This window comes from Micromonospora sp. NPDC049282 (genome assembly GCF_043197045.1).
Classification (GTDB): Bacteria; Actinomycetota; Actinomycetes; order Mycobacteriales; family Micromonosporaceae; genus Micromonospora.
In genome coordinates this window covers 535,805-561,865 of sequence record NZ_JBICSL010000003.1, presented here as the reverse complement: position 1 = coordinate 561,865, position 26,061 = coordinate 535,805, and the positions used below count along the sequence as shown (strand labels likewise).

Genomic DNA, 26,061 nt, shown 5'->3' with positions numbered 1-26,061 from the left:
ACCCGAAGATCACCCGAGCGCTGACCTGCCCCCACACCTACCCCACCCCGCCCGTCAACACCCCCTGACCAGCCAACTCAGGATGGAACTACTCCACGGAAAGAGTGGCCTCCGGCCCGCGCACAGGCGCTCTTCCGTGAATCAGCGGGCGCCGCTTGACCGGGGTGGAGAGGCGTGGTGCGGTGGGTGGATGGGTGAGTATCGGGCGGTCTTCGACGCCGAGGTGGTCTTCGCCAACGGCGGGGGCCTGCGCACCGACGGGTTCCGGCTGGACGTGCCGGGCCGGGAGATCACCGACGAGGAGTTGGCGGCGCTGCTCGTCCGGCACCTCGGCCTGCTCATGGTCGGCGAGGTGCGGATCAGCAACCGGACCGTGGTCGAGGAGCCACACAAGGGCGGGCGGGGCGTCGGCCTCTCGACGTCCGGCGGGCGGCGGCTGGTCGAGCTGAGCCACGAGATCACCGACGGCATGGTCACGCTGCCCGGCTGGCCGGGGCCGCGGATCACCGACTGGCTGACCCGGGAGGCGTCCCGGGAGCGGTACGCGCCGGGTGTCGAGTTCCACGTCGGGCGGATCGACATGATCGCCAACACCGGCACGTACGCCGACACGCCGTCGCACCGCTTCGCCGACGGACCGGACCTGGCCGGGGTCCCACTGGACCGGCTGGCCGACCTGCCCGGCCTGGTGGTACGCGTGCCCGCCGGCACCCGGGCGGTGGACCGGCTGCTGCTCGCCCCCTACGAGGTGGCCGGGCGGGCGGTGCTGCTGCACACCGGCTGGGACGCCCACTTCGGCACCGACCGGTACGCCGCCCCGGAAGCGCCGTACCTGACCGGCGACGGCGCCTCCTGGCTGGTCGAGGCCGGCGCGGCACTTGTCGGCATCGACTCGATCAACATCGACGACATGACAGCGGCGGCGGCCGGGGAGCGCCCGGCGCACACCGCGTTGCTGGCCGCCGGCATCCCGATCGTGGAGCACCTGACCGGCCTGGACGCGCTGCCGCCGACCGATTTCCGCTTCACCGCCGCCCCGCCGAGGGTGGCCGGCATGGGCACCTTCCCGGTCCGCGCCTTCGCCGTCGCCTGACGACCCGACCCGACCCGACCCGACCCGGCCCTGCCCGGCCCAGCCCTGCCCGGCCCAGCCCCGCCCGGCCCGGCTCTTGCAAGATCCACTCCACTTCGCCGAGGTGGCGGGATCACGGCACCCGCGATGCCACCACCTCGCCGAAGTGGCGCACGCACCGACGCGACCACCCGCAAGATCCACACCACCTCCCCGAGGTGGCGGGGTCAACAGCGCACCGACACCACCACTACGGCGAAGTGGGGTGGATCTTCCCCGTTCCACCGCGCGCCCCGCGCCCGCACCCGGGGATCACGGCCAGTTCTCTGGCGAAATGTCATTCGCGGCGACCGCCACACTGCGAGGCCGCCCGGTGAGTGGAACGCCACGGGTGTCAACCGGGAGCCGAGACGCCCGTAGCGTTCCACCGACGGCCTCCCGACGCGGTGAGTGGAACGTTATGGGTGTCAAACGGGAGCCGAGACACCCATAGCGTTCCACCGAGCCGAGCCGAGCCGAGCGGTGCGGTGCGGTGGGACGGGCGGACGGGCGGGCAGGCGGCGTGGACGGCAGGCGGGGCCAGCCGGCGGAGCAGGCGCGGGGATGCGCGGACCAGCGCGCGGGACTGGGGCAGGTCGAGCGGCCACCGCTCGACCTCCTCGTCGGCAGAGAGCTCCAGCAGGAGGCCGGACGGCGAGGTCGGGCCGACATCCATCCGCCACAGGCCCACGCCGGCCTGGATCACCTCGTCGCCCCGGACCGCCGCGCCGACGAGGCGGGACAGGTGCAGGCCGTTGCCGCCGACGCAGTCCGGGCCGCGCAGGCACCACGGTGGATGGGCAGCATTCGGTAGGTTGCTCATGGGCCGGGGTCCTTCCCGGTCAAGGCTCGGGGAGCGGAGTGCCAGCTCCACCCCGGGCCGCCTCATCGGTTGCGGGTGCCTGCCACGGTCACCCGAGGTCGACCTACGACTACCTGTCATGCCAGGTCAATACCTGCACCGACCTTTGATTGACGCTTTGCCGACCGCCGTGATCACATGGGCGTTACCTGCCACGGAGCCGATCCATGCCTGCGTACACGAAGAAGCAACGCCTCATCGACACGTTGACCGAGCGCATCGAATCCGGCGGGTACCCGCCGGGCGCGAAGCTGCCCTCCGGCACCGAACTCTGCGCCGAGTTCGACGTCTCTCGCCAGGTGGTGCGCTCCGCCGTCGAGCTCAAGGCGCGGGGACTCGTCGAGGGCGCGCCCGGCGCCGGCGTGTTCGTGCGCGGTCAGTAGCGCACCGCGATCCGCCGTTTGACCGCGTCGACCCGGATCTCCCCGCCGTACGGGATGATCACCTGCGGGTCGGTGTGGCCGAGGTCGACGTCGAAGACCACCACCGGGTCGTCGGCGTACGGCCCGATCGCCCGCAGGATCGCCGCCCGCTGCTCCTCCCCCCAGGCGAGCCGCTCCGCGACCGACAACCGGCGGTCGAAGTTCCACGCCTTGGGGCGGCCGACCACGATGGCCGGAAAGCCGGCGAGCAGCCCGCGCTCACCCAGGTTCCGCACCATCCGGAAGACCTCCTCGGCCGGCGGCATCTCCTCCGAGGTCTCCATCAGCAGCACCGAGCCGGTCAGCTCGGCGGCGGACGGCACCCGGTCGGCGGCGGCCAGCCAGTGCACGATCTCCAGGTTGCCGCCCCAGGTGCGGCCCGTCACCACCCGGGCCGGACCGTGCCAGCGCCAGCCCGTGCCGGCGACCATCGGCGGCTCCCCGGTCAGCGTCGCCGGGTCGCGCCAGTCGAGCGTCTCGTCGCCCCACTCGGCGGCCGGGGTCAGGTCGTACCAGCCGGGGGTGAACAGCGCGGCACGCAGCGAGTCGATGGTCTGCGGGTGCGGCCTGCCGGGCCGGCCGAGGTGCACCAGCACCGAACCGCCGTGGAACGCGACCATGCCCAGCCGGTACAGGTGGTTGAGCACGTTGGTGTTGTCGGAGTAGCCGAGGTAGGGCTTGGGGTTGGCCCGCAGCACCTCGTCGTCGAGGAACGGGGTGACCGTGATCAGGTCGTCCCCACCCACGGTGGCGAGCACCGCGGTGATCGTCGGGTCGGCGAACGCGGCGGTCAGGTCGCGGGCCCGGTCCCGGGGGTCGGCGCCCATCACCCGGGTGGTGGGATATTCCACCGGCTCCAGCCCCAGCTCGTCGCGGAGCCGGCGCAGGCCCAGCTCGTACACGTGGGGGAAGAGACCCGGCAGGCCGGCGGAGGGGGAGACGACCGCGACCCGGTCACCCGGTCGCGGCTTGGTCGGGTAACGCGGCGGCGTCATGATCCGACACTAACGGTACCTGCAAGAAACAGCACAAGCCGGGCATATGCCGGCAATAGGCTGGGCCCGTGGACGACGAGCCGGAGCCGCGGACCCGGGACTGGCTACCCCGCACGGCGGCGCTGGTGCTCGGCACCCTCGCGCTGGCCAGCGCGTTCATCGCCGCCTACGTCGGCGCGCTGCACAAGCCGGACCCGAAGGACGTGCCGGTCGCTGTGGTCACCACCGACCAGCAGGCCCAGGCCGTGATGTCGGCCGTCCGCGCCCGCACCGACACCGTCAAACCCGTCGGGTACGACAGCCGGGCCCGCGCCGTCGACGGCCTGAACGACCGATCGGTGTACGCGGTGCTCAGCTCCGGCCCCGGCGGCCTCACCCTGGCCACGGCCAGCGCCGGCGCGCCCGCCGCCACGGAACTCGTCACCGACGTGTTCACGCAGGCCGCGCGGCAGGCCGGCATGCCGCTCCAGGTCACCGACGAGGTACCGGTCTCCGGCGGCGACCCGCGCGGCCTGGTCCCGTTCTACCTGGCGGTCGGCGTGGTGCTCGGCGGCTACCTGGCCTCCACGGCGCTCGGCATCTCGCTCGGCACCAGCCCGCGCGGGCTGCGTCAGGCCGGGTTGCGGATCGCCACCCTCGCGGTGCACTCCGTCCTGCTCGGCATCATCGGGGCAGTGCTGGTCGGCCCGGTGCTGGACGTGTTCCCGCACGACGTGGGAGCCATCGCGGTGGTCGGCGCGCTGGCCGCGTTCGCGGCCGGGACGGTCGCCGCGGCCGTGCAGGCGTGGCTCGGGCTGCTCGGCACCGGCATCGTCATCCTGCTGCTGGTGGTGCTGGGCAACCCCGGTTCCGGCGGCATCTACGCGCCCGAGTTCCTGCCCGCGTTCCTGCGCGGCATGCACCGCTGGAACGTGCCCGGGCTCGCCACCGACCTGCTCAAGTCGGCCGTCTACTTCGACTGGCGCGGCGGCGGGTGGGCGCTGACCGGGCTGCTGGTGTGGGTGGTCGCCGGCCTGGTCGGGCTGCTCACCGCGACGATGTTCCGGGCCCGCCGGCGGGCCGCGCCGACCGCTCCGGGACGGCACGCCGCCGCCCAGGGATGACCGGGCGGCCCGTCCCAGAGTGCAGATCATCACGTCGTCCCCCTCCTGCCGTCGGGGCGTACGCGGATACCATCCAGGGGAGTCGGACAGCGCTGTCCTTCGTCCTCGCGTAAGGAGCGCACCCGTGACCGACCAGCACGACCACGACGGCCCCGACGCCGCTCTCCGGGCCGACATCCGCCGCCTCGGCACGCTGCTCGGGCAGACCCTGGCCCGCCAGGAGGGTCGCCCGCTGCTCGACCTGGTCGAGGAGATCCGCGCCCAGGTCCGCTCCGACGCGCCGGCCGCGGCCCAACGCCTCGCCGGGCTCGACGTCACCACCGGCACGAAGCTGGCCCGTGCCTTCTCCACCTACTTCCACCTGGCCAACATCATCGAGCAGGTGCACCGCGCCCGCGACCTGCGCCGCCGCCGCGCCACCCACGGCGGCTGGCTGGACCAGGCCGCCAAGATGATCGCCGAGCGCGGCGTACCGGCCGAGGAGATCGCCGCCGCGGCCCGGCGGCTGGCCGTACGCCCGGTCTTCACCGCCCACCCCACCGAGGCGGCCCGCCGGTCCATCCTGTCCAAGCTGCGGGCGATCGCCGACGAACTGGACGCCGAGACCGCCAACGCGATCCTCTACGGCGCCAGCGACGAGGGCCCGGCCAACCGCCGCCTCGCCGAGCTGCTCGACCTCATGTGGCAGACCGACGAGCTGCGACTCGACCGGCCGGACCCGACCGACGAGGCCCGCAACGCCATCTACTACCTGCGCGACCTGCACGCCGAGGCCGCCCCGCAGGTCCTCGACGACCTCGCCGACACGCTGCGCACGCTCGGGGTGGAGACGTCACCGACGGCCCGCCCGCTCACGTTCGGCACCTGGATCGGCGGCGACCGCGACGGCAACCCGTTCGTCACCCCGACGGTCACCCGCGAGGTGCTGCGGATCCAGCACGAGCACGGCATCGAGGCCACCGAGAAGGCGATGGACGAGCTGATCAGCGAGGTCAGCGTCTCCCGCCGGCTGCGCGCCGTCTCGCTCGACCTCTCCGCCAGCCTGGCCAAGGACCTGGACGCGCTGCCCGAGGTGGCGCCCCGGTTCCGTCGGGTCAACGCCGAGGAGCCCTACCGGCTCAAGGCCCGGTGCGTGAAGGCGAAGCTGGCCAACACCCGGGAGCGGCTGCGCGCCGGCACCGGCCACGTGCCCGGGCGCGACTACCAGGGCGCGACCGAGCTGATCGCCGACCTGGAGCTGCTGCGCGCCTCGCTGGCCCGCAACTCCGGGCAGCTCACCGCCGTGGGGCGGCTGGCCTCCACCATCCGTACGCTCTCCGCGTTCGGGCTGCACCTGGCCACCATGGACATCCGGGAGCACGCCGAGAAGCACCACGAGGTGCTGGCGCAGCTCTACGAGGCGGTGGGCGAGGTGTCCGACTACCCGTCGCTGAGCCGGCTGGAGCGCACCAACCTGCTCGCCGACGAGCTGACCGGCCGCCGGCCGCTTTCCACCCAGGACAGCCCGCTCACCGAGTCGGCCCGCAAGACGTTCGACGTGTTCTCCGCGATTCGCGAGGCGCAGGACCGGTTCGGCCCCGAGGTCATCGAGTCGTACATCATCTCCATGACGCTGGGCGTGGACGACGTGCTCGCCGCCGTCGTGCTGGCCCGCGAGGCCGGCCTGGTCGACGTGCAGAGCGGGCGGGCCCGGGTCGGCATCGTGCCGCTGCTGGAGACGCCGGCCGAGCTGAACTCCGGCGGGGAGCTCCTCGACGAGCTGCTGTCGCTGCCGGCCTACCGGGCGCTGGTCGCGGCCCGGGGCGACGTGCAGGAGGTGATGCTGGGCTACTCCGACTCCAACAAGGAGGCCGGCATCACCACCAGCCAGTGGTCCATCCACCGGGCCCAGCGCGCGCTGCGCGACGTGGCCGCCCGGCACGGCGTACACCTTCGGCTGTTCCACGGTCGGGGCGGCACGGTCGGCCGGGGTGGCGGCCCGACCCACGAGGCGATCCTGGCCCAGCCCTACGGCACGCTGGACGGCGCGATCAAGGTGACCGAGCAGGGCGAGGTCATCTCCGACAAGTACACGCTGCCGGCGCTGGCCCGGGAGAACCTGGAGCTGACCGTGGCCGCCGTGCTCCAGGCCACGCTGCTGCACACCGCGCCCCGGCAGCCGGCCGAGATGCTGGAACGCTGGGACGCGGCGATGGACGTGGTGTCGGAGTCGGCGTTCCGGTCCTACCGGTCCCTGGTCGAGGACCCGGACCTGCCGGCCTACTTCTGGGCGTCCACCCCGACCGAGCTGCTCGGCGCGCTGAACATCGGCTCCCGGCCGGCGAAGCGGCCGAACACCGGCGCCGGCCTGTCCGGCCTGCGTGCCATCCCGTGGGTGTTCGGCTGGACGCAGACCCGGCAGATCGTGCCGGGCTGGTTCGGCGTCGGCTCCGGGCTGGCCGCCGCGCGGGAGGCGGGTCTGGCCGACGTGCTCGCCGAGATGAACCGCAACTGGCACTTCTTCCGCACGTTCCTGTCGAACGTCGAGATGATGCTGACCAAGACCGACCTGAGCATCGCCCGCCGCTACGTGGGGACCCTGGTCCCGAAGAAGCTGCACCCGATCTTCGCCAAGATCGAGGAGGAGTACGAGCTGACCAAGCGGGAGGTGCTGGCGGTGACCGCCTCGCCGGCCCTGCTGGAGAACTCGCCCGTCCTCCAGCGCACGCTCGCCGTGCGGGACACCTACCTGGAGCCGCTGCACCACCTTCAGGTGGCGTTGCTCCGGCAGTATCGCGAGTCCGGCGCGGCCGGGCGGGCGGTGGCGACCGCGCCGGGCGGCCGGCGCGCCCCGAACGACGGCACGGCGCTGGAGCGGGCGCTGCTGACCACGGTCAACGGGATCGCCGCTGGCATGCGCAACACCGGCTGAGGTGTAAGGAGGGGCCCCCGCTCAACGCATTCTGCATAGGCGGGGCCCCTTTTGACGCCTGGCTCCGGCTAGAAGTCTCCGCCGCCACCGAAGTCGCCACCACCGAAGTCGCCGCCGCCGAAGCCGCCGAAGTCCCCGCCGCCGCCGAAGTCCCCGCCGGCGTAGTCACCGCCGCCCTGGCCGCCGACGTCGCCCTGGCCGGTGAAGTCGCCGCCGCCCGGGTCGCCGTAGTCCTGGCCGTCGCCGAACCCGTCCTGGAAGCCCTCCTGGTAGCCGGAGTCGTAGCCGTAGCCCGGGTCGGCGAACGCGGGTGAGAAGAGCGCGTCCGCGATCAGCATGCCGCCGAGCACCCCGGCGCCCGCGCCCAGCGCGGTCTTCCACCACGGCGTGGAATACCAGCCGGCGGGCACCGGCCGGCCCTGCATGCGGCCGCCGGGGTAGTAGTAGGGCGTCCGGCTCCCCGGCTGCGGGCCGGCCCGGAACGTCTGACCCTGCACCGCGACCTCACGTTCCTTGGTGAGCATGCCGGCGCCGCGGGCGGCCGCCAGCGGCGGCAGCTCCGGACCCGGGTCGATGCCCATCGCCGTCCGCGCCGCCCGGATGTACGCCAACCCCTCCAGCGCGGTCTCCCGCGCGAGCGCGAACTGGTGCGTCGTACGCGCCTGCTCCAGCTGCGAGCCGGCCGCGTTGTAACGCTCACCCGCGTCGGCCAACGCCTGGCGGACCGCCGGCTCGTCACCGTGCAGATTCATCAGCTGGCCGCCGAGCCGCTCGTACCAGCGCTGCGCCTCGGCGCGGGCGTCCGCCAGCTCGTTCGCCCGCCGGGACCTGCTTCCCCACCGCCAGAACACCAGCGCACCTCCGAGCATCAGCACCAGGAACAGCCACAGGGCACCTTCCATGCCTCCGAACGTACCCACCGAGCGCACGTCGTACCCGTTTGGCAAGCTCTCAGGCATGAGCTTCTCGACGCTGGCCGTGGTGGTGCTCTGCCTCGCCGCGGGCGGCGCGGTCGGCTGGCTGGCGGCCCGGGCGCGCTCCGCGGCCGACGTGGCCCGGCTGGAGGCGACGCTGGCCGCCACCCGCGAGGGCGAGGGGCGGCTGGAGCAGTCCATGCGGGCGCTCAGCTACGAGGCGACCGCGCAGTCCCAGGAGGCGGTGGCGCGCGCGGTCGCGCCGCTGCACGACACGCTCCGCCGCTACGAGCAGCGCGTCGCCGAGCTGGAGCACGACCGGGTCGACGCGTACGCCGAGCTGCGCGAGCAGGTCCGCTCGATGAGCACGGTCTCCGGCGAGCTGCGCACCGAGACCAAGCAACTGGTCGCCGCGTTGCGTGCGCCCCAGGTGCGCGGCCGGTGGGGCGAGCACCAGCTCCGGCGGATCGTCGAGGCGGCCGGCATGCTGGAGCACTGCGACTTCGACGAGCAGGTCACCGCCGCCACCGACCACCAGGGCGTCCGCCCCGACCTGGTGGTGCGGCTGCACGGCGGGCGCTCGGTGGTGGTCGACGCGAAGGCGCCGTTCGACGCCTACCTGACCGCGATGGAGGCGCGCGACGAGCGCGGGCGGGACACCCAGCTCGACGCGCACGCCCGGCACCTGCGGGCGCACGTGGACAACCTGGCCGCCAAGTCCTACTGGGCCGCGTTCGACCAGACCCCCGATTTCGTGGTGCTGTTCGTGCCGGCCGACCCGTTCCTCGACGTCGCGTTGCAGCGCGACCCGGCGCTGCTGGAGCACGCGTTCGCCCGCAACGTGGTGCTGGCCACGCCGGCCACGCTGGTGGCGCTGCTGCGCACGGTCGCCTACTCGTGGCGGCAGGAGGCGCTGGCGCGCAACGCCGCGACCGTCCACTCGTTGGCCCGCGAGCTCTACACGCGGTTGTCCACGTTGGGTGACCACGTGGGCAAGCTGGGCAGTTCGTTGAGCGGGGCGGTGACGGCCTACAACCGGGCGGTCGGTTCGCTGGAGTCCCGGGTGTTGGTCAGCGCCCGCAAGCTGGCCGAGCTGGGCGTCTCCGGTGACGAGTTGGCCGCCCCGGCGCAGGTCGAGCTGGCGCCCCGGCAGCCGCAGGCGCCCGAGTTGCTGGGTGGTTCGTCCACATCGGCCGAACGGTCGGCGGATCCCGCCGTCCCACACGGCCGGTGTGACGATGACGGTCGATCCTTGTCACGGAGTGGTCACAAACACATCCCTGATAGTGACACGACTGGTCGTGACACGAAGGATCTGCGTCACACGCGCCCTGTCCCCTGAAGGGCCCTGTTCTCTGGAGGAAGAGAACGTGAGTCAACCCCGCAATCGGAGCCGGCGTCCCTCCGCCGCGCTCTTCGCCTCGGTCCTCGCGGCCGGGGCCATGACCGTCGGAGGTGGCGCCGCGACCGCGAGCGCGGCCCCCGCCGCTCCCCAGCCCTCGCCGCCGACCGCCGCGAAGGCCCTGGGCGCCCACGATGCCAAGCTGCTCGACGCGGCGGAGGCGAAGCACGCGCCCACCGTCACGATGATCATCGCGGCGAAGAAGGGTTCGGCCAAGAAAGTCGTCGACGGCCTCACCGGTCTCGGTGCCACCGTCAGCCAGCGGTACGACCAGGTCGGCTACGTGCTGGCCAAGGTGCCGACGGCCAAGGCCCTCAAGGCCGCCACGCTGCCCGGGGTCGCCGCCGTCGACCTCGACGAGACCATCAAGCTCCCCGATCCTGCGCCGGAGGCCGCCCCCAACGGCGCCAAGGCCGCCCAGCAGGGCGAGACGCTGGCCGGCCCCGGCGAGGACACCGGCGCGGTCAACCCGTACATGCCGACCAACGAGACCGGCGCGGAGGCGTTCAAGGCCGCCCACCCGGAGTGGGACGGCCGCGGCGTCACCATCGGCATCATGGACTCCGGTGTGGACCTCGACCAGCCGGCGCTCCAGAAGACCACCACCGGCGAGCGCAAGATCGTCGACTGGGTCACCGCGACCGACCCGCTGGAGGACGCGTCCTGGCGCCCGATGACCACACCGGCCGTCGGTCCGACGTTCACCACCACTTCCAGCACCGGGGTGGTGACCACCTGGACCGCTCCTGTCGGCACCTACCGCTTCGACCAGTTCAGCGAGTCGATCACCACGGGCAGCGACGCGGCAGGCGACGTCAACCGCGACGGTGACAAGACCGACACGTGGGGCATCCTCTACAACCCCACGAACGGCGACGTCCGCGTCGACGTGAACCAGAACCGCGACTTCACCGACGACGAGGTGATGCGGCCGTACAAGGAGAAGTTCCAGGTCGGCCACTTCGGCACGGACAACCCGGCCACTGCCGTGCGGGAGCAGATCCCGTTCGTGGTCGAGTACCGGCGCAACGTCAGGACCTCGAGCGGCCTGGTCGACTTCGTCAACATCGGCATCATCGAGAGCACCCACGGCACGCACGTCGCCGGCATCACCGCCGCCAACGACATGCTGGGCAACAGCGCCTTCGACGGTGCCGCCCCCGGCGCCAAGCTGGTCTCCGCCCGGGCCTGCTCCTGGGGCGGCGGCTGCACCGCCGCGGCGCTCACCACCGGCATGATCGACCTGGTGGTCAACCGCAGGGTCGACGTGGTCAACATGTCGATCGGCGGCCTGCCGGCGCTGAACGACGGCGCGAACGCCCGCGCCGTGCTCTACAACGATCTGATCAACACCTACGGTGTGCAGCTGTTCATCTCGGCCGGCAACTCCGGCCCGGGCCTGAACACGGTCGGCGACCCGTCGGTCGCCACCGACGTGGTCAGCGTCGCGGCGAACGTCAGCAAGGACACCTGGCTGGCCAACTACGGCTCGGTGGTCCGCAAGGACAACTGGCTGTTCAACTTCTCCTCCCGCGGCCCGCGTGAGGACGGCGGCTTCAAGCCGAACATCACCGCTCCCGGCTCGGCCATCTCCACCGCGCCGACCTGGCAGGCGGGCAACCCGGTGCCGGAGGCGGGCTACCCGCTGCCCCCGGGCTACCAGATGCTGAACGGCACCTCGATGGCCTCCCCGCAGGCCACCGGCGCCGCCGCGCTGCTGCTGTCGGCCGCGAAGGCGACCGGCACCGGGGTCACCCCGGCCGCGCTGCGCCGGGCCGTCTACACCTCGGCCAAGCCGATCGCGGACGTCCCGACGTACGCGCAGGGCTACGGCATGTTCAACGTGCCGGGCGCGTGGGACCTGCTCGCCAAGGGTGTGCAGACCCGCACCTACACCTCCGAGGCTGCGGTCTGCACCGAGCTGTCGCCGAACCTGACCCGCTACGACCGGGCCACCGGCACGTTCGTGCCGACCCCGAACGTCGGCACCGGCGTCTACAACCGCTGCGCCGCCGACCGGGGTGGCCAGAAGGTCAAGGAAGGCCGCCACTACGAGGTCAAGCTGACCCGGACCAGCGGCCCGAACAAGAGCATCAAGCACCTGGTCGACTTCCGTGGCAACGACGGCACCTGGACCTCCCCCAAGGAGGTGTGGCTGCCGTTGAACACGACCGTCACCGTCAAGGTGAAGGCCAAGCCGATGACCGCCGGCGCGCACGGCGCGATCATGACCGTCGACGACCCGGCCACCTCGGTGGTCGACTTCGAGGTCGCCACCGTCGTGGTCGCCTCGAACGCGGTTGCCGCCCCGACCTACTCGTACTCGGCCAACGGCTCGGTCCAGCGGAACGGGTTCAGGTCGTACTTCGTGACGGTTCCGCAGGGTACGGGCGCGCTCCAGGTCAACCTGGGCGGCATCGCCACCGGCTCGCAGACCCGGTTCATCGCCATCAACCCGTACGGCGTGCCGGTCGAAAGCACCGCGAGCACCGCCTGCTACACCAACTTCTCCGACGCCGCCGCCTGCAAGCCGCAGGAGCGGGACTACCAGAACCCGATCCCGGGTGTCTGGGAGATCGAGGTGGAGGCACGGCGCACGTCGCCGGCGCTGGACAACCCGTTCACGCTGCAGGCACGGGTGCAGGGTGTAAAGGTGGAACCGGCCGTGGTCCAGCTGCCGTCGGTCACCGCCGGCACGCCGACCGCGGTGAGCTGGAACCTGAAGAACACGTTCGGTCCGGTCCAGGTGACCGGCGTCGGCGGGCCGCTGTCCAGCGTCCGCGCCGAGCGGCCGACCATCACCGTCGGCACCACCCAGGAGTACACGGTGGAGATCCCGGCCGGGACCACCTCGTTCTCGGCCCGGATCGGCAACACCTCCGACCTCGGCGCCGACCTGGACCTGTTCGTCTTCCGGGGCGCCACCGAGGTGGGCCGGTCGGCCGACGGCGACTCGGAGGAGGCCGTCACCCTGACCAACCCGGTCGCCGGCACCTACCGGGTGGTCGTCGACGGCTACGCGGTCGCCGCGGGCGGCACGGCGTACGACTACCGTGACTCGTTCGCGTCGCCGGCGCTGGGCTCGCTCTCCGCGCCGAACACGCCGCTGTCCCTGGTCAACGGCGCCACCGCCACCCTGACCGGTTCGGTGACCGCCCTGTCCACCCCGTCCGCCGGGCGGGAGCTCTACGGCGACATGGCCGTCACCACCACCGAGGGCGCGGTCGTCGGCCGCGGTTCGGTGGAGATCAACGCGATCAACTGACCCGCTGGCACGACGGAGCCCCGTCCCCCGATCCGGGGGGCGGGGCTCCTGCCATGAGGCGGGGCGGCGGCGCGGCCGTCAGGCCGGCCGGGCGGACTCGACCACGAACGGGGTGCCCTGCTGGCAGGTGGTCATCATGCCCGGCTCGGGCCGGCCGGTGACCTCCACCTTGGCACCGGGCTTGAGCAGGTCGCGCGGGCCGCCGACCAGCAGGTGGTCGTCGAGCAGGAGGCAGTTCGGCTCGACCCCGGCGCGGATGGTGCCGCTGAGCATGGTGCCGCCGACGCCCGGCGGTGTCGACGCGCCGCCCTTCCAGGTCGGGTCCGGGCGGCTCGGGCTCGCGCTGGGCACGGGGTCGGGCTGGCTGGTCACCGGGGCGGCTCCCGTCGGGCTGGGGCCGGCGGGCTCGTCTCCCGGGCCGGCGCAGGCGGTCAGCGCGGCGGCGGCGAGCAGGGCTACGAGCACCGTCCGAGGGGTCTTCATGTCGGTTGGACGCGGTGGGCGGCTGATCCGTTCCCGGTCAGCCGCGGGCCGCGGCGGCCTTCATGTCGCGCTTGAGCTCCTGCGGCAGCGAGAAGGTCAGCCGCTCGTCCGCGGTGGTGATCTCCTCGACGTCGGCGAAGCCCCGCTCGGCGAGGTGCGCCAGCACCTCCTGGACCAGGTCGTCCGGCACGCTCGCGCCGGAGGTCAGGCCGACGGTGCGGGCCCCGGCCAGCCAGGCGTCGTCGATCTCGTGGGCGAAGTCGACGAGGTGGCCGGCGCGGGCGCCGGCGTCCAGCGCCACCTCGACCAGCCGGACCGAGTTCGAGGAGTTGCGCGAGCCGACGACGATCACCACATCGCACTCCGGGGCGATCTCCTTGACCACGTGCTGCCGGTTGGAGGTGGCGTAGCAGATGTCGTCGCTGGGCGGCGACTGGAGCAGCGGCAGCCGCTGCTTGAGCCGGGCCACCGTCTCCAGCGTCTCGTCGACCGACAGCGTGGTCTGGGAGAGCCAGACCACCTTCTCCGGGTCACGGACGGTGACCTGGTCGACGCTGTCCGGGCCGTCGACGAGCTGGATGTGCGCGGGTGCCTCCCCGGCGGTGCCGATGACCTCCTCGTGCCCCTCGTGGCCGATCAGCAGGATGTCGTAGTCCTGCTGGGCGAACCGCCGGGCCTCGTGGTGCACCTTGGTGACCAGCGGGCAGGTCGCGTCGATCGCCTTGAGCGAGCGCTCCTCGGCCTGGGCGTAGACCTCGGGGGCGACGCCGTGGGCGGAGAAGATCACGGTGGCGCCCTCCGGCACCTCCTCGTTCTCCTCCACGAAGATGGCGCCCTTGGCCTCCAGCGTCCGCACCACGTGCTTGTTGTGCACGATCTGCTTGCGGACGTAGATCGGCGCGCCGTAGAGCTTCAACGCCTCCTCGACGGTCTGAACCGCCCGGTCCACGCCCGCGCAGTAGCCGCGGGGCTTGGCCAGGAGCACGCGCTTGCCGGTCCGGGGAGTCGTCTGCGCATCAGTCACCCGACCATGGTACGTGCGCCGGCAGCGCCCTGCCCCGGGCTGTCGGCGCCGGGCCGTAGGGTGGGCGGGTGAGCGCGGGTGAGGTGGGGCGGAGCACATCCCAGGGGCAAAGCACGTCCCAGGAGCGGAGCACGTCCCAGGAGCGGAGCACGTCCGAGGAGCCGTGGCCGGTCCGGGTGGTCAGCCAGAAGGTCGGGGCCTGGATCGCCCGGCTCGGCTGGGTCTGGGTCGACGGTCAGGTGGCGCAGATCAGCCGCCGCCCCGGCGCCTCCACCGTCTTCCTCACCCTGCGTGACCCGTCGGCCGATCTCAGCCTGACCGTCACCACCAACCGTGACGTGCTCGACTCGGGCGCGCCGGAGCTGCGCGAGGGCGCCCGGGTGGTGCTGCACGCCAAGCCCGAGTTCTACGCCGCGCGGGGCACGCTCAGCCTGCGCGCCGACGAGATCCGCCAGGTCGGCCTGGGCGAGCTGCTGGCCCGGTTGGAGAAGCTGAAGAAGCTGCTGGCCGCCGAAGGGCTGTTCGACCGGTCCCGCAAGCGGCGGCTCCCGTTCCTGCCCGGCCGGGTGGGCCTGATCACCGGGCGGGCCTCGGCGGCCGAGCGCGACGTGCTGACCAACGCCCGGCGCCGCTGGCCGGCGGTCGAGTTCCGCACGGTCAACGTGGCGGTGCAGGGGCCGAGCGCGGTGCCCGACATCGTGGCCGCGCTCAAGGTGCTCGACGCCGACCCGGAGGTCGACGTGATCGTCATCGCCCGCGGCGGTGGCGGCCTGGAGGATCTGCTGCCCTTCTCGGACGAGGCGCTGTGCCGGGCGGTCTTCGCCTGCCGCACGCCGGTGGTCAGCGCGATCGGCCACGAGACCGACGCGCCGCTGCTCGACCACGTGGCCGACGTCCGCGCCTCCACGCCCACCGACGCGGCGAAACGGATCGTGCCCGATCTGACCGAGGAGGTCCGTCTCATCGGTCAGGCCCGCTCCCGCCTGGAACGGGCCGTGCGCCACCTCGTGGACCGGGAGCAGCACCGGATCGACCTGCTCCGCTCCCGTCCGGTGCTGGCCCGGCCGCAGGTGATGGTCGACCAGCGGGCCGTCGAGGTCACCGCGCTGCACGACCGCGCCGGCCGGTGCCTGGAGCACCGGCTGGGGGCCGCCACCGACGACCTGCGCCACACCCTGGCCCGGCTGCGTGCCCTCTCCCCGGCGGCCACGCTCGACCGCGGCTACGCCATCGTTCAGCGCGGCGACGGCCACGTGGTCCGCGCGGCGTCCGAGGTGGCCAAGGGCGATCCACTGCGGGTACGCCTCGCCGAGGGCGAGCTGACCGCCACCGTCGACGGCTGATGGAATGGGACCGATGACTGAAGCGACCAAGAACGAGCAGCTCAGCTACGAGCAGGCCCGCGCCGAACTGGCGTCGGTGGTGGAGCGGTTGGAGGCCGGCGGCACCTCGCTGGAGGAGTCGCTGGCCCTGTGGGAGCGGGGCGAGCAGCTGGCCGGCGTGTGCCAGCGCCTGCTGGACGGTGCCCGGGCCCGTATCGACGCCGCCCGGCAGCGCACCGAGGACTGACGCGACAGGCGGCCGGGCTCGACCGGCGACGAAACCCATGGCACCGGAAAGCCGTATACCTCAGAGGCACAAGAATGCCTCTGAGGTATACGGCAAAGAAGTGCTGTGCACTCGCGACGGGGGCGCCCGTCAGTTGAACAGGTTGTAGAGCGCCGGCGGCGCCTCGACGACCTGGTCGGCCGAGGGCTTCTGGGCCGCGGCGGCACTGCCGTAGTCGGTGTAGGTGATCTTCACGTCCTGGGCGGCGGTCTGACCGGCGGCCGGGATCTTGAGCACCAGCTCGCTGAGCCGACCCTGCGGGTCGACCTTGGCGGTGAACGGCACCGACTGCGCCTGCGCCCCGAGCGCGGTGATCACAGCGGGGTCGAGCGAGCCGGCCTCGGCCGCCTTCGACACGTCGACGGTGCCCTCGTACCCGCCGTCGCCGGTCTGCCGCACCTCGGTGACGCCCTGGGTGAGCACGGCGCTGCCGGCCGGGTCGACCTTCTCGAAGTCGAAGCCCAGCGACCGGTTGCCCTTGATCCGGCTCTGGTCGAGGTGCTGGTACTTGCCGGTGTTGATGTTCTTCACCCCGGGGATCTGGGCCGCGGCGGTGCCGCCCAGCTCCAGCTTGACCCAGCTGTCCGGCTTGGCGTGGATGAGGTCCAGCTTCATCATCAGGTCCGACGACGGGTCACCGATCGTCATCCGCATCTCGGCGCTCTGGCTGGGCTCGTGCACCTGCCCCTCGGCGGTGGAGCCGGCGCCCGTCATGGTGAACCGGAAGTTGCCGTCCCGGATCGCGTTGGTGGAGTCGAGCAGCGCCTGCTTGGCCGCGCTGTTGGACGCCGAGGCGCTGGGGGCGACGCTGCCGGAGGCGCTGGGGGTCGCGGAGGCGTCGGAGGTTCCGTTGCCGTTACATGCCGCCAGGCCGGGAATGAGCAGCGCCGCGGCGAACGCGGTGGCGCTGAAGCGTCGTATCTTCACGTCAACCTCTCCAGGTGGGTCGTCCGGGCTCGTGTCCCTTCTGTTCCCTGAAGCGGCGTTCCGCAATCCCGGTCACCCGAGGGGGGACGTCAGCGCAGCGAGGTGGCGAGCCGGCGCAGCTCGGTCTCCCCCGCGTCGCCGACCACGATCACCGTGCGGTTCGGCTCCAGCAGGACCAGCGCCTGCTCGTTGCCGCGGGCGGTGTACCGCTGCCAGCTCAACCCGTCGGGCAGGTCGACCGGGCCCTGCGGCTGCCCGTCGCTCAGTTCGGCCGGCAGCAGCTTCTCCGCCGGGACGTTGCTCTCCACGAGCTGCGCGCCCCGACCTTCGGGCGTCACGTATCCGATCCGCAGCGTCGCGCCGTCCGCGACGGTCTGGAAGCGGGCGTTGACCGTACGCCAGTCGTCGCCCAACCCGGTCGGTTGGGCGACCGGGAAGACGTTGGCCGACCGGGCCTGTTCCAGGGCGGGCGCCGGGTCGACGGTGACCGGCGAGTCACCGCCGAGGAAACCCCGGTAGAAGGCGATCAGCAGCGCGATCGGCACCAGCAGGATCAGCAGCGACAGCACCATGTCCTTCGGTGACCGCTCGGAGCGGGCCTTCTCCCGGCCCGGGGGCGGCGCCTGCCGCTCCCCCGCGTCCGCCACCGGCACGGGCGGCTCGACCAGCGCGGGCGGACCGTCCGGCGGCGTCTGGCCGGCGTCCGGGCGCACCGGCGGCTGGCCGCCGGGCGGGGTGGCGTCGAGCGGTACGCGATCGGCAGGCTGCGCGGGTTCCACCCGGCCATTGTCGCAGCCGCACGGGCGAGGTGATCCTGGCCTCCTCCGCCCCGCCGGGGCGGTGAACCTGAGATCGTGTGAGGATCAGCGACAAAACCGGCGGCGGCGACGGCCGCACTCCCGCCGGTCCACCCCGCAACGTCGCGAGGAGGAGGCCGCCATGACAACCACCAGGACGCGGACGCCCCAGGATCTCGACCGCAATCTCGCCCTCGATCTGGTCCGGGTCACCGAGGCCGCGGCCATGGCCGCAGGCCGTTGGGTCGGCCGGGGCGACAAGGAGGGCGGCGACGGCGCCGCCGTCGACGCCATGCGCAAGCTGATCAACTCGATCCCGATGCGCGGCGTCGTGGTGATCGGCGAGGGCGAGAAGGACAACGCCCCGATGCTCTTCAACGGTGAGGAGGTCGGCGACGGGACCGGCCCCGAGGTGGATGTGGCGGTCGACCCGATCGACGGCACCACCCTGATGAGCAAGGGCATGCCGAACGCGCTCGCGGTGCTCGCGGTCGCCGAGCGGGGCGCGATGTTCGACCCGAGCGCGGTCTTCTACATGGAGAAGCTGGCCGTCGGCCCGATGTACGCCGACGTGGTCGACATCAACGCCGGGGTGGCCGAGAACATCCGCCGGATCGCGAAGGTCAAGGGCACCGACACCGCCGACGTGACGGTCTGCGTGCTCGACCGGTCGCGCCACGACGACCTGGTGAAGCAGATCCGGCGGGCCGGCGCCGGCATCCGGCTGATCTCCGACGGTGACATCGCCGGCGCGATCGCGGCGGCCCGAGGCGAGTCGGACGTCGACGTGCTGATGGGCATCGGCGGCACTCCCGAGGGCATCACCGCGGCCTGCGCCCTCAAGTGCATGGGCGGCGTCATGCAGGCGAAGCTCTGGCCGAAGGACGAGCAGGAGCGGGAGAAAGCGCTGGCCGCCGGGCACGACCTGGACCGGGTGCTGTTCACCGACGACCTCGTCACCGGCGACAACTGTTTCTTCGTCGCCACCGGCGTCACCTCCGGTGACCTGCTGCGCGGGGTGCGGTACCGGGCCGGCGGGGCGTACACCCAGTCGATCGTGATGCGGTCGAAGAGCGGCACGATCCGGGTCATCGACTCGTACCACCGCCTGGAGAAGCTCGCTCTCTACTCGGCGGTCGACTTCGACGGGCGCCCGTTGGCCGAGCAGGAGTGACGACCGGGACGGCGGCGCCGCCGACGCTGTCGACCGGTCGGCGGATCGCCGGCGTCGGGCTGGCCACCGCCTCCGGCGTGCTGGTGGCCCTGCAGTCCCGGATCAACGGCGAGTTGGGCGTACGGCTGGCCGACGGGATCGCCGCCGCGGCGGTCTCGTTCGGCCTGGGGCTGCTGATCCTGCTGGTGCTGGTCCCCGCCACCCCCGGTGGCCGGCGGGGACTGGCCGCCCTGCGCGGCGCCCTGCGCACCGGCGCGCTGCGCCCCTGGCAGTGCCTCGGCGGGGTGTGCGGCGCGTTCCTGGTGGCGACCCAGGGGTTGACCATCGGCGCGCTCGGCGTGGCGGTGTTCACCGTCGCGGTGGTGGCCGGGCAGTCCGGCAGCAGCCTGCTGGTCGACCGCGCCGGCATCGGCCCGACCGGCCGGCGACCGGTCACCCCGAACCGGCTCGTCGGCGCGGTGCTCACCGTGCTGGCCGTGCTGCTGGCGGTGGGCGACCGGCTCGGCGACCCGGGCGCGCTGGCGCTGGCCCTGCTGCCGCTGGCCGCCGGCGTGGGCATCGCCTGGCAGCAGGCGGTGAACGGCCAGGTCCGGGCGGTGGCGGGCAGCGCGGTCATCGCGACGCTCGTCAACTTCACCGTCGGCACGGTGGCGCTGCTCGCCACGTTCGCGGTGGAGGTCGCCGTGCGGGGCCGGCCGGCCGGCGGCCTGCCGAGCGAGCCGTGGCTCTATCTGGGCGGCCCCATCGGCATCGTGTTCATCGCGCTGGCCGCCGCGCTCGTCCGGTTCACCGGGGTGCTGCTGCTCGGCCTGGCCACCATCGCCGGGCAGATCGTCGGCGCGGTGCTGCTGGACGTGGGGCTGCCGACCGCCGCCTCGCACCCGGGGGTGAACACCCTGCTCGGCGCCGCGCTGACCCTGGTGGCCGTCCTGGTCGCCGCCTTCGGTAAGGCGGGGCCCCCGCTCAACGCTTCCGGTAGAGGCGGGGCCCCCGCTTAACCACCCAGCCCCGCCTACCGTCCGGGGGCGGACGAGGCGGCGGGACGGCTGCGAAGGTCGGTGACGATCTCCTCGACGATCCGGTCCAGCGGGGTCGGGTCGATGCCGAGCGTGGCGGTGGCGGCGGTGGAGTCCAGCACGAACGGCCGGGCGAACTGGTGCGCCGTCTCGCGCACCTCCCGGGCGAACGGGTTGACCACGCCGGCCGCCCAGAGCACCGGGTAGGGCATCCGGGTCAGCCGCGGCGCGGGCGCGCCGGCCCGGGCCGACGCCAGGTCGGCCAGCTCGCGTACGGAGACCGCCGGCGCGCTGGGCACGTGCCAGGCCCGCCCCCAGGCCCGCGGGTCGGTCGCGGCGGCGACCAGGGTACGGGCGACGTCCGGGACGTACGTCCAGGTGTGCGGGGCGTCCCAGTCGACCGGGAGGAACACCCGCTGCCCGGCGAGCACCCGGGACAGCACCATCATGGCCAGCGAGGTGCCGCCGACGCCGATGTAGTCGGAGCCGCGTACCTCGGTGACCCGGGCCCGACCGGCGCGGTGCGCGGCCAGCGCGTCGGCCCACATCCGGTTGCGGACCCGGCCTTTGGTGCCGGTGGCGGCGAGCGGGGTCGCCTCGGTCATCGGCGCGTCGACCGGGCCGTAGCCGTAGAGGTTGCCGACGGTGGCGAGCACCGCGCCGCTGCGTTCGGCGGCGGTGAGCAGCGCGGCGGCCAGCGGCGGCCAGTCCGTCGCCCATCGGTGGTAGGCCGGGTTGGCGCAGTTGTGCAGCGCGACCGCGCCTTCGGTCAGCGCGGTGAGCCGGTCGGCGTCGCCGGCGTCCGCGGCGATCCGCTCGACCGCCGGGTGGTCCGGGCCGGTGCCGCGCCGGGTGACCACTCGCACCCGGTCGCCTCGCTCGGCGAGGAGGCGGGCGGTGGCGGTGCCGACGGGTCCGGCGCCGACGATCACGTGCAGGGCCATGGCTGGTCCACCTTTTCTGAAGCAGTAGTCCGAATGGAGAGCACCGCTCTCGAAGAAGAGCATGACTCAGGGAACGGTCGCCGTCAAGAGCAGTGCTCTCGCTTTTGATTGCTGCTCTCATTCGTGGCACAGTGAGGGCATGGTCGCTCCCTCGCTCCGCGCCCGGGTCCGCGCCGGCATGATCGAAGAGATCAAGGCGGTCGCCCGCCGCCACCTGGCCACCGACGGCGCCGACCTCTCGCTGCGCGCCGTCGCGCGGGACCTCGGCATGGTCTCCTCGGCGATCTACCGCTACTTCCCCAGCCGGGACGACCTGCTCACCGCGCTGATCCTGGAGGCGTACGACGCGCTCGGCGACGCGGTGGAGAGGGCCGACGCCGCCGCCGACCAGGACGACCTGCGCGGGCGCTGGCACGCCGCCTGCCGGGCGGCACGCACCTGGTCGCTGGCGCACCCCGCCGAGTACGCGCTGCTCTACGGCAGCCCGGTCCCCGGCTACGCGGCCCCGGACGACACGGTCGCGCCGGCCCAGCGTCCCCCGATGACGCTGATCGGCATCCTGCGCGACGGGGTGGACACCGGCCGCCTCGCCCCGCCGGACGCGGACCTGCCCGAGCCGCTCCGCGGCGACGTGGCCGACCTGGTCGACCAGACCGGCGTGGCGCTGCCGCCCGCGCTGATGGCGCGCGGGATGGCCGGCTGGACCCAGCTCTTCGGGCTGATCAGCTTCGAGCTGTTCGGCCGGATCAACCGGGCGTTGCCGCACCGCGACGAGTACTTCGACCACCAGATCGGCCTGATGGCCGACCTGCTCGGCCTGCCCTGACGGCGGTCAGCGGGCCGGGCCGGGCCACTGCCCCGCCGACGGCGGGTAGGGCGGATCCGCCGGGTGGGACGGGGGTGGCCAGTACGGCCAGGGCGCCTGCCAGGGCTCGATCAGCCGCGCCGCCCGCCAGCCGAGCACCAGCCCCGGCAACGTGGCCGGCAGGGTGAGCAGGACGGCGATCACGGCGTAAACCGGTCGGCCGTGGAGCCAGCCGGCGAGCGGCAGCGCGGTCAGCACCAGGGTGAGCGCGGCGGCCAGGAGCACCTCGGCGGTCCACCGGCCGGGGGCCCGCCGCGCCCAGTTCGGAATCAGCGCCAGCAACGTGCCGACCAGCAGCAGGAAGGCGCACCCGATGGCCGCCGTCGGCGCGAGGAGGTCGTCGGTGGTCCAGACCGGCAGCAGCGCCAGCGCGACGAGAGACAGCACCACCAGGAGCGGGGACGACAGCGACAGGCCGTAGCCGGTGGTGTGACCGGCCCGCATCCCCGACACGATCAGCACGAAGGCCGCCAGCGCGAACGCCAGCGTCACGGCCCGCAACGGGTCGTTGTGCCGATCCATCGGCGAGATGGTGTCCAGTGGCGGTGGGTTCGCCCCCCACTGCCCGCCGGTGAACCCGATCCGCTGCCACCGCCCGTCCGCGCCCCGCACCGCGAAGCCGTCCCGGCCGTTGGCGACCAGCACGACGTGCCCCCCGGCACCGATGTCCAGCACCGCCAGATCCTGACCGGCGATCCGTTCCCCGCGTGGTCCGGCCTCCTGGTAGCGGGCGTTCAGGAGGGCCCGCTGCTCCTCGGTGACCTGCCAGGACAGGTGCCAGTTCCGGCCGGCGTCGTCGCTGGCCTCCACCCGGATGCGGCCGGGCGTCAACCGGTAGCAGTGCTGCGGCGAAGCCGTCGAGCAGTCCTCCCGGGCGGGCGACGCCGGGTCTGCCGACCGGGACGTCAGGAGCGCCACCTCGCCGGCCGTGGCGTCCCGCCACGTCAGCCCGGCGTCCTCGCTGATCCGCCACTGCGAGGCGACGGGACGGCTGTCGGGCCCCCGGCTGTCCGCGATACCGGCCACGAGCCGGCCGTCGACCACGGCCGCGTCGACCGCGTCGGGAGAGTGGAGCGCGCTGGTGGCCGCCACCGCGAACGTCGCCGCCGGCAGCAGCACGAGCAGGCGGACCAGCCGGGCGGAGCGACGCCCCACCGGGTCGTGCCGGGCCTGGTGCCCCGCCCAGCCGGCCACCGCGAGCGCCGGCAGGGCGAGCAGGTCGGTCCGGTCGGCGCGGACCAACGACGGCCCGCTGACCATGCCCCAGAGGTCCGAGGCGGCCGTCGCGGCGTACCCGCTCGTCTTGACCACGGCGAACCCGACGCCGACCGAGCCGAGCGCGACCAAGGCGGCGACCCGGGCCCGCAGCCGGGGCGCGACCAGCGTGACCAGCACGGCCACCAGAGGCGGCGCGAGCACCAGACCGGCGACGTCGCTCAGCTTGCCGGTGACCGGCCCGGGCCACGCGGCCTTGAGCACGTGGTCGTTGAGCAGCAGGACGATCAGCGCGAGCACGGTCACCGGCTGGCCCAGCCAGGCCAGCGCCACCCGGGCGCCGTCGGGCGCGGTCGAGTCGGGACGGGTCATCCGTCCATCGTGGGCACCGACGGTCTCGGTGCGGCCACACGGTGGTGAGGATCCGGCCTCAGGTGCCGTCGGAGGAGTGGCCGGGGAAGAGGTGCGCGGTCGGGTCGATGGCGACCGCCGCGTTGTTGACCGCGGTCGCCGCCTCGCCGAAGCCGGTGGCGATCAGGCGGACCTTGCCCGGGTACTCGGTGATGTCGCCGGCCGCGAAAACCCGGGGCAGGTTGGTGGCCATCGCGCTGTCCACCAGGATGTGCCGCCGGTCGAGCTGGAGACCCCACTCGGCGAGCGGGCCCAGGTCGGCGGTGAAGCCGAGCGCGGCCACGACGGTGTCCACCGGCAGCGTCTCCGCGGCGCCGCCGCGTACGGTCAGCTCGGCGCCGGTGACGCGTTCCTCCCCGTACAGCCGGCTCACCTCGGCGTTGACCACGACCCGCACCGGCAGCTCGCGGACCCGCTCGACGGTCGCGGCGTGCGCGCGGAAGCGGTCCCGCCGGTGCGCCAGGGTCACCGACCGGGCCAGCGGGGCGAGCGTGGCCGCCCAGTCGAAGGCCGAGTCGCCGCCACCGACGATGAGCACGTGCCGGTCGGTCAGCTCGGTCGGCTGGGGCACGAAGTAGACGATCCCGGTGCCGGTGAAGCTCTCCGCCACCGGCAGCGGCCGGGGCGAGAAGCTGCCCAGCCCGCCGGTCACCACCACCGCGCCGCAGCCCAACTGCTCACCGCCGGCCAGCCCGAGCACCGGCCGCCCGTCGAGGTAGGACAGCTTCTCCGCGCGTACGCCGAGCAGGTATTCGGGATGGAACGGCGCGGCCTGGGCGACCAGGTTCGCGACCAGCTCCCGGCCCTTCACCGCGGGGAAGCCCGCGACGTCGAGGATCAGCTTCTCCGGGTACATCGCGGTGACCTGCCCGCCCGGCTCGGGCAGCGCGTCGATCACGGCCACCGAGAGCCCACGGAACCCGGCGTAGTAGGCGGCGAAGAGCCCGGCCGGGCCGGCACCGATCACGGCGACATCGACCTCGCGCATGGCGTACCGTCACTTTCCGCCCGGGGGTGGATCAACGTGTGCTGATGCCGACGGTAGGCGGACGGACGGCCGTGGGCAAGCACGTCCCGCTGATGGACGGACGCGTCGTCAGGGCAGGGTGACGGGCGGTGATCCGAGGCGGTCCGGTGCGCCGGTGTTGCCACGGCGGCGGAACAGGATCGCCGCGACCACGCCGCCGAGCAGCCCGAACAGGTGGCCCTGCCAGGAGATCCGCTCGTCGGTGGGGAGGATGCCCAACAGCTGCCAGCCGTAGAGCAGGCCGACCAGCAGCACGACGGCGAAGTTCCACCAGCTCCGCTCCACCACGCCCCGGGTGATCAGAATGCCGAGGTAGCCGAAGATCACCCCGCTCGCGCCGACCACCACGGAGGTGGGCGAGCCGGTGAACCACACGCCGAGGCCGCTGACCACGATGATCACCGCGGTGGACCAGAGGAACCGGCGGGTGCCGGCGGCCAGCACGAACGTGCCGAGCAGGATCAGCGGGATGCTGTTGCTGTAGAGGTGGTTCCAGCCGGCGTGCAGGAACGGCGAGAAGAAGACGCCGTCCAGGCCCTGGATCCGGTGCGGGATGATGCCGGCGGTGACGTCGAGGTTGAGTCGCAGGCCGACGTCGAGCGCCTCGATGAGGAACAGCACCGGCACGACCGCGCACATCGCGACGAAGGCCCGGCCGAGCGACGCGTAGAAGGCGTCGGTGCCGAACCGGTTGGGGTCTCCGCCGCGAGGGCTGTCCTGCCAGGTCACCCACCAAGAGCTATCAGTAAATGCGGCCGGCCGCCAGTCGGGGGCGAGACGACGGCGGCGGGACACGCGGATCTCCGCGCGTCCCGCCGTCGATCAGGCTGTCAGTACCAGCCTTCGCTCTGCGACTGCTGCCACGCGCCGCACGGGGTGTCGTAGCGGCCCTTGATGTAGCCGAGGCCCCACTTGATCTGGGTGGCGGGGTTGGTCCGCCAGTCGTCGGCCACCGAGCTCATCTTGCTGCCCGGCACGGCCTGCGGAATCCCGTACGCGCCGGAGCTGCTGTTGGAGGCCTTCGGGTTCCAGCCGCTCTCCTTGTTCCAGAGCTTGTCCAGACAGGGGAACTGGTCGATGCCGAAGCCCTTGTCGAGCATGATGGCGCAACCGACCTTCCGGTTGCCGCTGTACTCCGCGCACGAGGCGGGGATCGGCCCGTCGTACGGCTTGGCCTTGGTCTCGGCTGTCACCTTGGCCTCGGCCTCCGCCGCGTCCCGCTCCTTCTTGCGGTTCGCGGCTGCCTTCTCGGCCGCCTTGGCCCGTTCGGCGGCTTCCTTCGCCGCCGCCGCGGCACGCAGCTTGGCCTGGTATTCCGCGGCCCGCTGCTTCGACGACCGCAGGCGATGGTCGGCCTGCCGTTCGCGCTGGTAGGTGTATTCGGTCTGGTCGACCTGGCGGCCGACCTGCGCGGTCAGACCCTGCTGCTGGGTCTGACGATCCTCGCCCAGGTAGAAACCGCCGGCAACGCCCACGGAGAGCAGTGCGACAGCGGCCGTACGGGCGCCGAACCGGCTCCACAGCCGACTCACGAAGTTTCCCTTCGTCGGAGACAGGGACACGACACCATGCGTGGCCGGGGTCG

At 73.0% G+C, this 26,061-nt stretch carries 22 protein-coding genes and 1 pseudogene; 11 read left to right on the top strand and 12 right to left on the bottom strand.

Annotation, left to right across the window (positions count from 1 at the left end; all coding sequences use genetic code 11):
- The first annotated feature begins 190 nt into the window (after positions 1-190).
- Positions 191-1,093, top strand: coding sequence for a cyclase family protein (locus ACGFI2_RS09290; protein WP_393513106.1), 903 nt, complete (start codon positions 191-193; stop codon positions 1,091-1,093).
- A gap of 373 nt (positions 1,094-1,466) precedes the next feature.
- Here the strand turns inward: ACGFI2_RS09290 and ACGFI2_RS09285 are convergent, their stop codons facing one another.
- On the bottom strand, positions 1,467-1,934 hold the full coding sequence (locus ACGFI2_RS09285; protein WP_393513103.1) for a hypothetical protein: 468 nt from the start codon (positions 1,932-1,934) through the stop codon (positions 1,467-1,469).
- Between the two features lie 206 nt (positions 1,935-2,140).
- Here ACGFI2_RS09285 and ACGFI2_RS09280 point away from each other — a divergent pair, with 206 nt between their 5' ends.
- Positions 2,141-2,356 carry a GntR family transcriptional regulator gene (locus ACGFI2_RS09280; RefSeq protein WP_393513100.1) on the top strand — a complete coding sequence of 72 codons (216 nt, stop codon included), beginning with the start codon at positions 2,141-2,143 and terminating at the stop codon, positions 2,354-2,356.
- On the opposite strand, the gene ACGFI2_RS09275 is transcribed toward ACGFI2_RS09280, so the two are convergent.
- Positions 2,350-3,390 carry a S66 peptidase family protein gene (locus ACGFI2_RS09275; protein WP_393513097.1) on the bottom strand — a complete coding sequence of 347 codons (1,041 nt, stop codon included), beginning with the start codon at positions 3,388-3,390 and terminating at the stop codon, positions 2,350-2,352. The two genes, ACGFI2_RS09280 and ACGFI2_RS09275, sit on opposite strands and share 7 nt — an antisense overlap.
- 68 nt (positions 3,391-3,458) lie before the next feature.
- Between ACGFI2_RS09275 and ACGFI2_RS09270 the strand changes: the two genes are divergently transcribed.
- Together ACGFI2_RS09270 and ppc are read left to right on the top strand one after the other, a co-directional pair.
- Entirely contained in the window at positions 3,459-4,493 is a 1,035-nt protein-coding gene (locus tag ACGFI2_RS09270) for a hypothetical protein (RefSeq protein WP_393513094.1), read from the top strand.
- Between the two features lie 124 nt (positions 4,494-4,617).
- Positions 4,618-7,404, top strand: coding sequence for a phosphoenolpyruvate carboxylase (gene ppc / locus ACGFI2_RS09265; RefSeq protein WP_393513091.1), 2,787 nt, complete (start codon positions 4,618-4,620; stop codon positions 7,402-7,404).
- A gap of 68 nt (positions 7,405-7,472) precedes the next feature.
- Here the strand turns inward: ppc and ACGFI2_RS09260 are convergent, their stop codons facing one another.
- Complete coding sequence (locus tag ACGFI2_RS09260; RefSeq protein WP_393513088.1) at positions 7,473-8,306, bottom strand: hypothetical protein; 834 nt, start codon at positions 8,304-8,306, stop codon at positions 7,473-7,475.
- Between the two features lie 55 nt (positions 8,307-8,361).
- Between ACGFI2_RS09260 and ACGFI2_RS09255 the strand changes: the two are divergent.
- Together ACGFI2_RS09255 and ACGFI2_RS09250 are read left to right on the top strand one after the other, a co-directional pair.
- Positions 8,362-9,492 (top strand): annotated as a pseudogene (locus ACGFI2_RS09255) (DNA recombination protein RmuC); the annotation flags it as partial.
- A gap of 196 nt (positions 9,493-9,688) precedes the next feature.
- Positions 9,689-12,985, top strand: a complete 3,297-nt coding sequence (locus tag ACGFI2_RS09250) for a S8 family serine peptidase (protein ID WP_393513086.1) — start codon at positions 9,689-9,691, stop codon at positions 12,983-12,985.
- Positions 12,986-13,063: 78 nt separating this feature from the next.
- On the opposite strand, the gene ACGFI2_RS09245 is transcribed toward ACGFI2_RS09250, so the two are convergent.
- Entirely contained in the window at positions 13,064-13,468 is a 405-nt protein-coding gene (locus tag ACGFI2_RS09245; protein ID WP_393513083.1) for a hypothetical protein, read from the bottom strand.
- 37 nt (positions 13,469-13,505) lie between these two features.
- Entirely contained in the window at positions 13,506-14,492 is a 987-nt protein-coding gene (locus ACGFI2_RS09240; protein WP_393513080.1) for a 4-hydroxy-3-methylbut-2-enyl diphosphate reductase, read from the bottom strand.
- Positions 14,493-14,575: 83 nt separating this feature from the next.
- On the opposite strand from ACGFI2_RS09240, the gene xseA reads away from it, so the two are divergent.
- Both xseA and ACGFI2_RS09230 read left to right on the top strand, forming a co-directional pair.
- On the top strand, positions 14,576-15,835 hold the full coding sequence (gene xseA, locus ACGFI2_RS09235) for an exodeoxyribonuclease VII large subunit (RefSeq protein ID WP_393513185.1): 1,260 nt from the start codon (positions 14,576-14,578) through the stop codon (positions 15,833-15,835).
- A gap of 13 nt (positions 15,836-15,848) precedes the next feature.
- Complete coding sequence (locus ACGFI2_RS09230) at positions 15,849-16,061, top strand: exodeoxyribonuclease VII small subunit (protein WP_393513077.1); 213 nt, start codon at positions 15,849-15,851, stop codon at positions 16,059-16,061.
- A 129-nt stretch (positions 16,062-16,190) separates the two neighbouring features.
- Here ACGFI2_RS09230 and ACGFI2_RS09225 read toward each other — a convergent pair whose 3' ends face one another.
- Both ACGFI2_RS09225 and ACGFI2_RS09220 read right to left on the bottom strand, forming a co-directional pair.
- Positions 16,191-17,027, bottom strand: coding sequence for a hypothetical protein (locus tag ACGFI2_RS09225; protein ID WP_393513074.1), 837 nt, complete (start codon positions 17,025-17,027; stop codon positions 16,191-16,193).
- An 89-nt stretch (positions 17,028-17,116) separates the two neighbouring features.
- Positions 17,117-17,806 carry a DUF4245 family protein gene (locus tag ACGFI2_RS09220; RefSeq protein WP_393513072.1) on the bottom strand — a complete coding sequence of 230 codons (690 nt, stop codon included), beginning with the start codon at positions 17,804-17,806 and terminating at the stop codon, positions 17,117-17,119.
- A gap of 160 nt (positions 17,807-17,966) precedes the next feature.
- Here ACGFI2_RS09220 and glpX point away from each other — a divergent pair, with 160 nt between their 5' ends.
- Positions 17,967-18,998, top strand: a complete 1,032-nt coding sequence (glpX, locus tag ACGFI2_RS09215; protein ID WP_393513069.1) for a class II fructose-bisphosphatase — start codon at positions 17,967-17,969, stop codon at positions 18,996-18,998.
- 26 nt (positions 18,999-19,024) lie between these two features.
- Positions 19,025-19,996, top strand: coding sequence for a DMT family transporter (locus ACGFI2_RS09210; protein ID WP_393513182.1), 972 nt, complete (start codon positions 19,025-19,027; stop codon positions 19,994-19,996).
- A 14-nt stretch (positions 19,997-20,010) separates the two neighbouring features.
- Here the strand turns inward: ACGFI2_RS09210 and ACGFI2_RS09205 are convergent, their stop codons facing one another.
- A complete protein-coding gene (locus ACGFI2_RS09205) occupies positions 20,011-20,958 on the bottom strand; it encodes an NAD-dependent epimerase/dehydratase family protein (RefSeq protein ID WP_393513066.1) in 948 nt (315 codons plus the stop codon).
- Positions 20,959-21,097: 139 nt separating this feature from the next.
- On the opposite strand from ACGFI2_RS09205, the gene ACGFI2_RS09200 reads away from it, so the two are divergent.
- The gene (locus ACGFI2_RS09200) at positions 21,098-21,784 is read left to right on the top strand and encodes a TetR/AcrR family transcriptional regulator (protein ID WP_393513063.1); all 687 of its coding nucleotides are present in this window, start codon (positions 21,098-21,100) and stop codon (positions 21,782-21,784) included.
- Positions 21,785-21,790: 6 nt separating this feature from the next.
- Here the strand turns inward: ACGFI2_RS09200 and ACGFI2_RS09195 are convergent, their stop codons facing one another.
- The 4 genes from ACGFI2_RS09195 to ACGFI2_RS09180 all read right to left on the bottom strand — a co-directional run bounded on the left by ACGFI2_RS09195 (position 21,791) and on the right by ACGFI2_RS09180 (position 26,008).
- Positions 21,791-23,410 (bottom strand): hypothetical protein, encoded by a 1,620-nt coding sequence (locus ACGFI2_RS09195; protein WP_393513060.1) that lies wholly within the window; start codon positions 23,408-23,410, stop codon positions 21,791-21,793.
- 58 nt (positions 23,411-23,468) lie between these two features.
- Positions 23,469-24,437 (bottom strand): NAD(P)/FAD-dependent oxidoreductase, encoded by a 969-nt coding sequence (locus ACGFI2_RS09190; RefSeq protein ID WP_393513057.1) that lies wholly within the window; start codon positions 24,435-24,437, stop codon positions 23,469-23,471.
- 108 nt (positions 24,438-24,545) lie between these two features.
- A complete protein-coding gene (locus ACGFI2_RS09185) occupies positions 24,546-25,205 on the bottom strand; it encodes a rhomboid family intramembrane serine protease (RefSeq protein ID WP_393513054.1) in 660 nt (219 codons plus the stop codon).
- A 101-nt stretch (positions 25,206-25,306) separates the two neighbouring features.
- Positions 25,307-26,008, bottom strand: coding sequence for a transglycosylase SLT domain-containing protein (locus tag ACGFI2_RS09180; RefSeq protein ID WP_393513051.1), 702 nt, complete (start codon positions 26,006-26,008; stop codon positions 25,307-25,309).
- Positions 26,009-26,061: the final 53 nt, after the last annotated feature.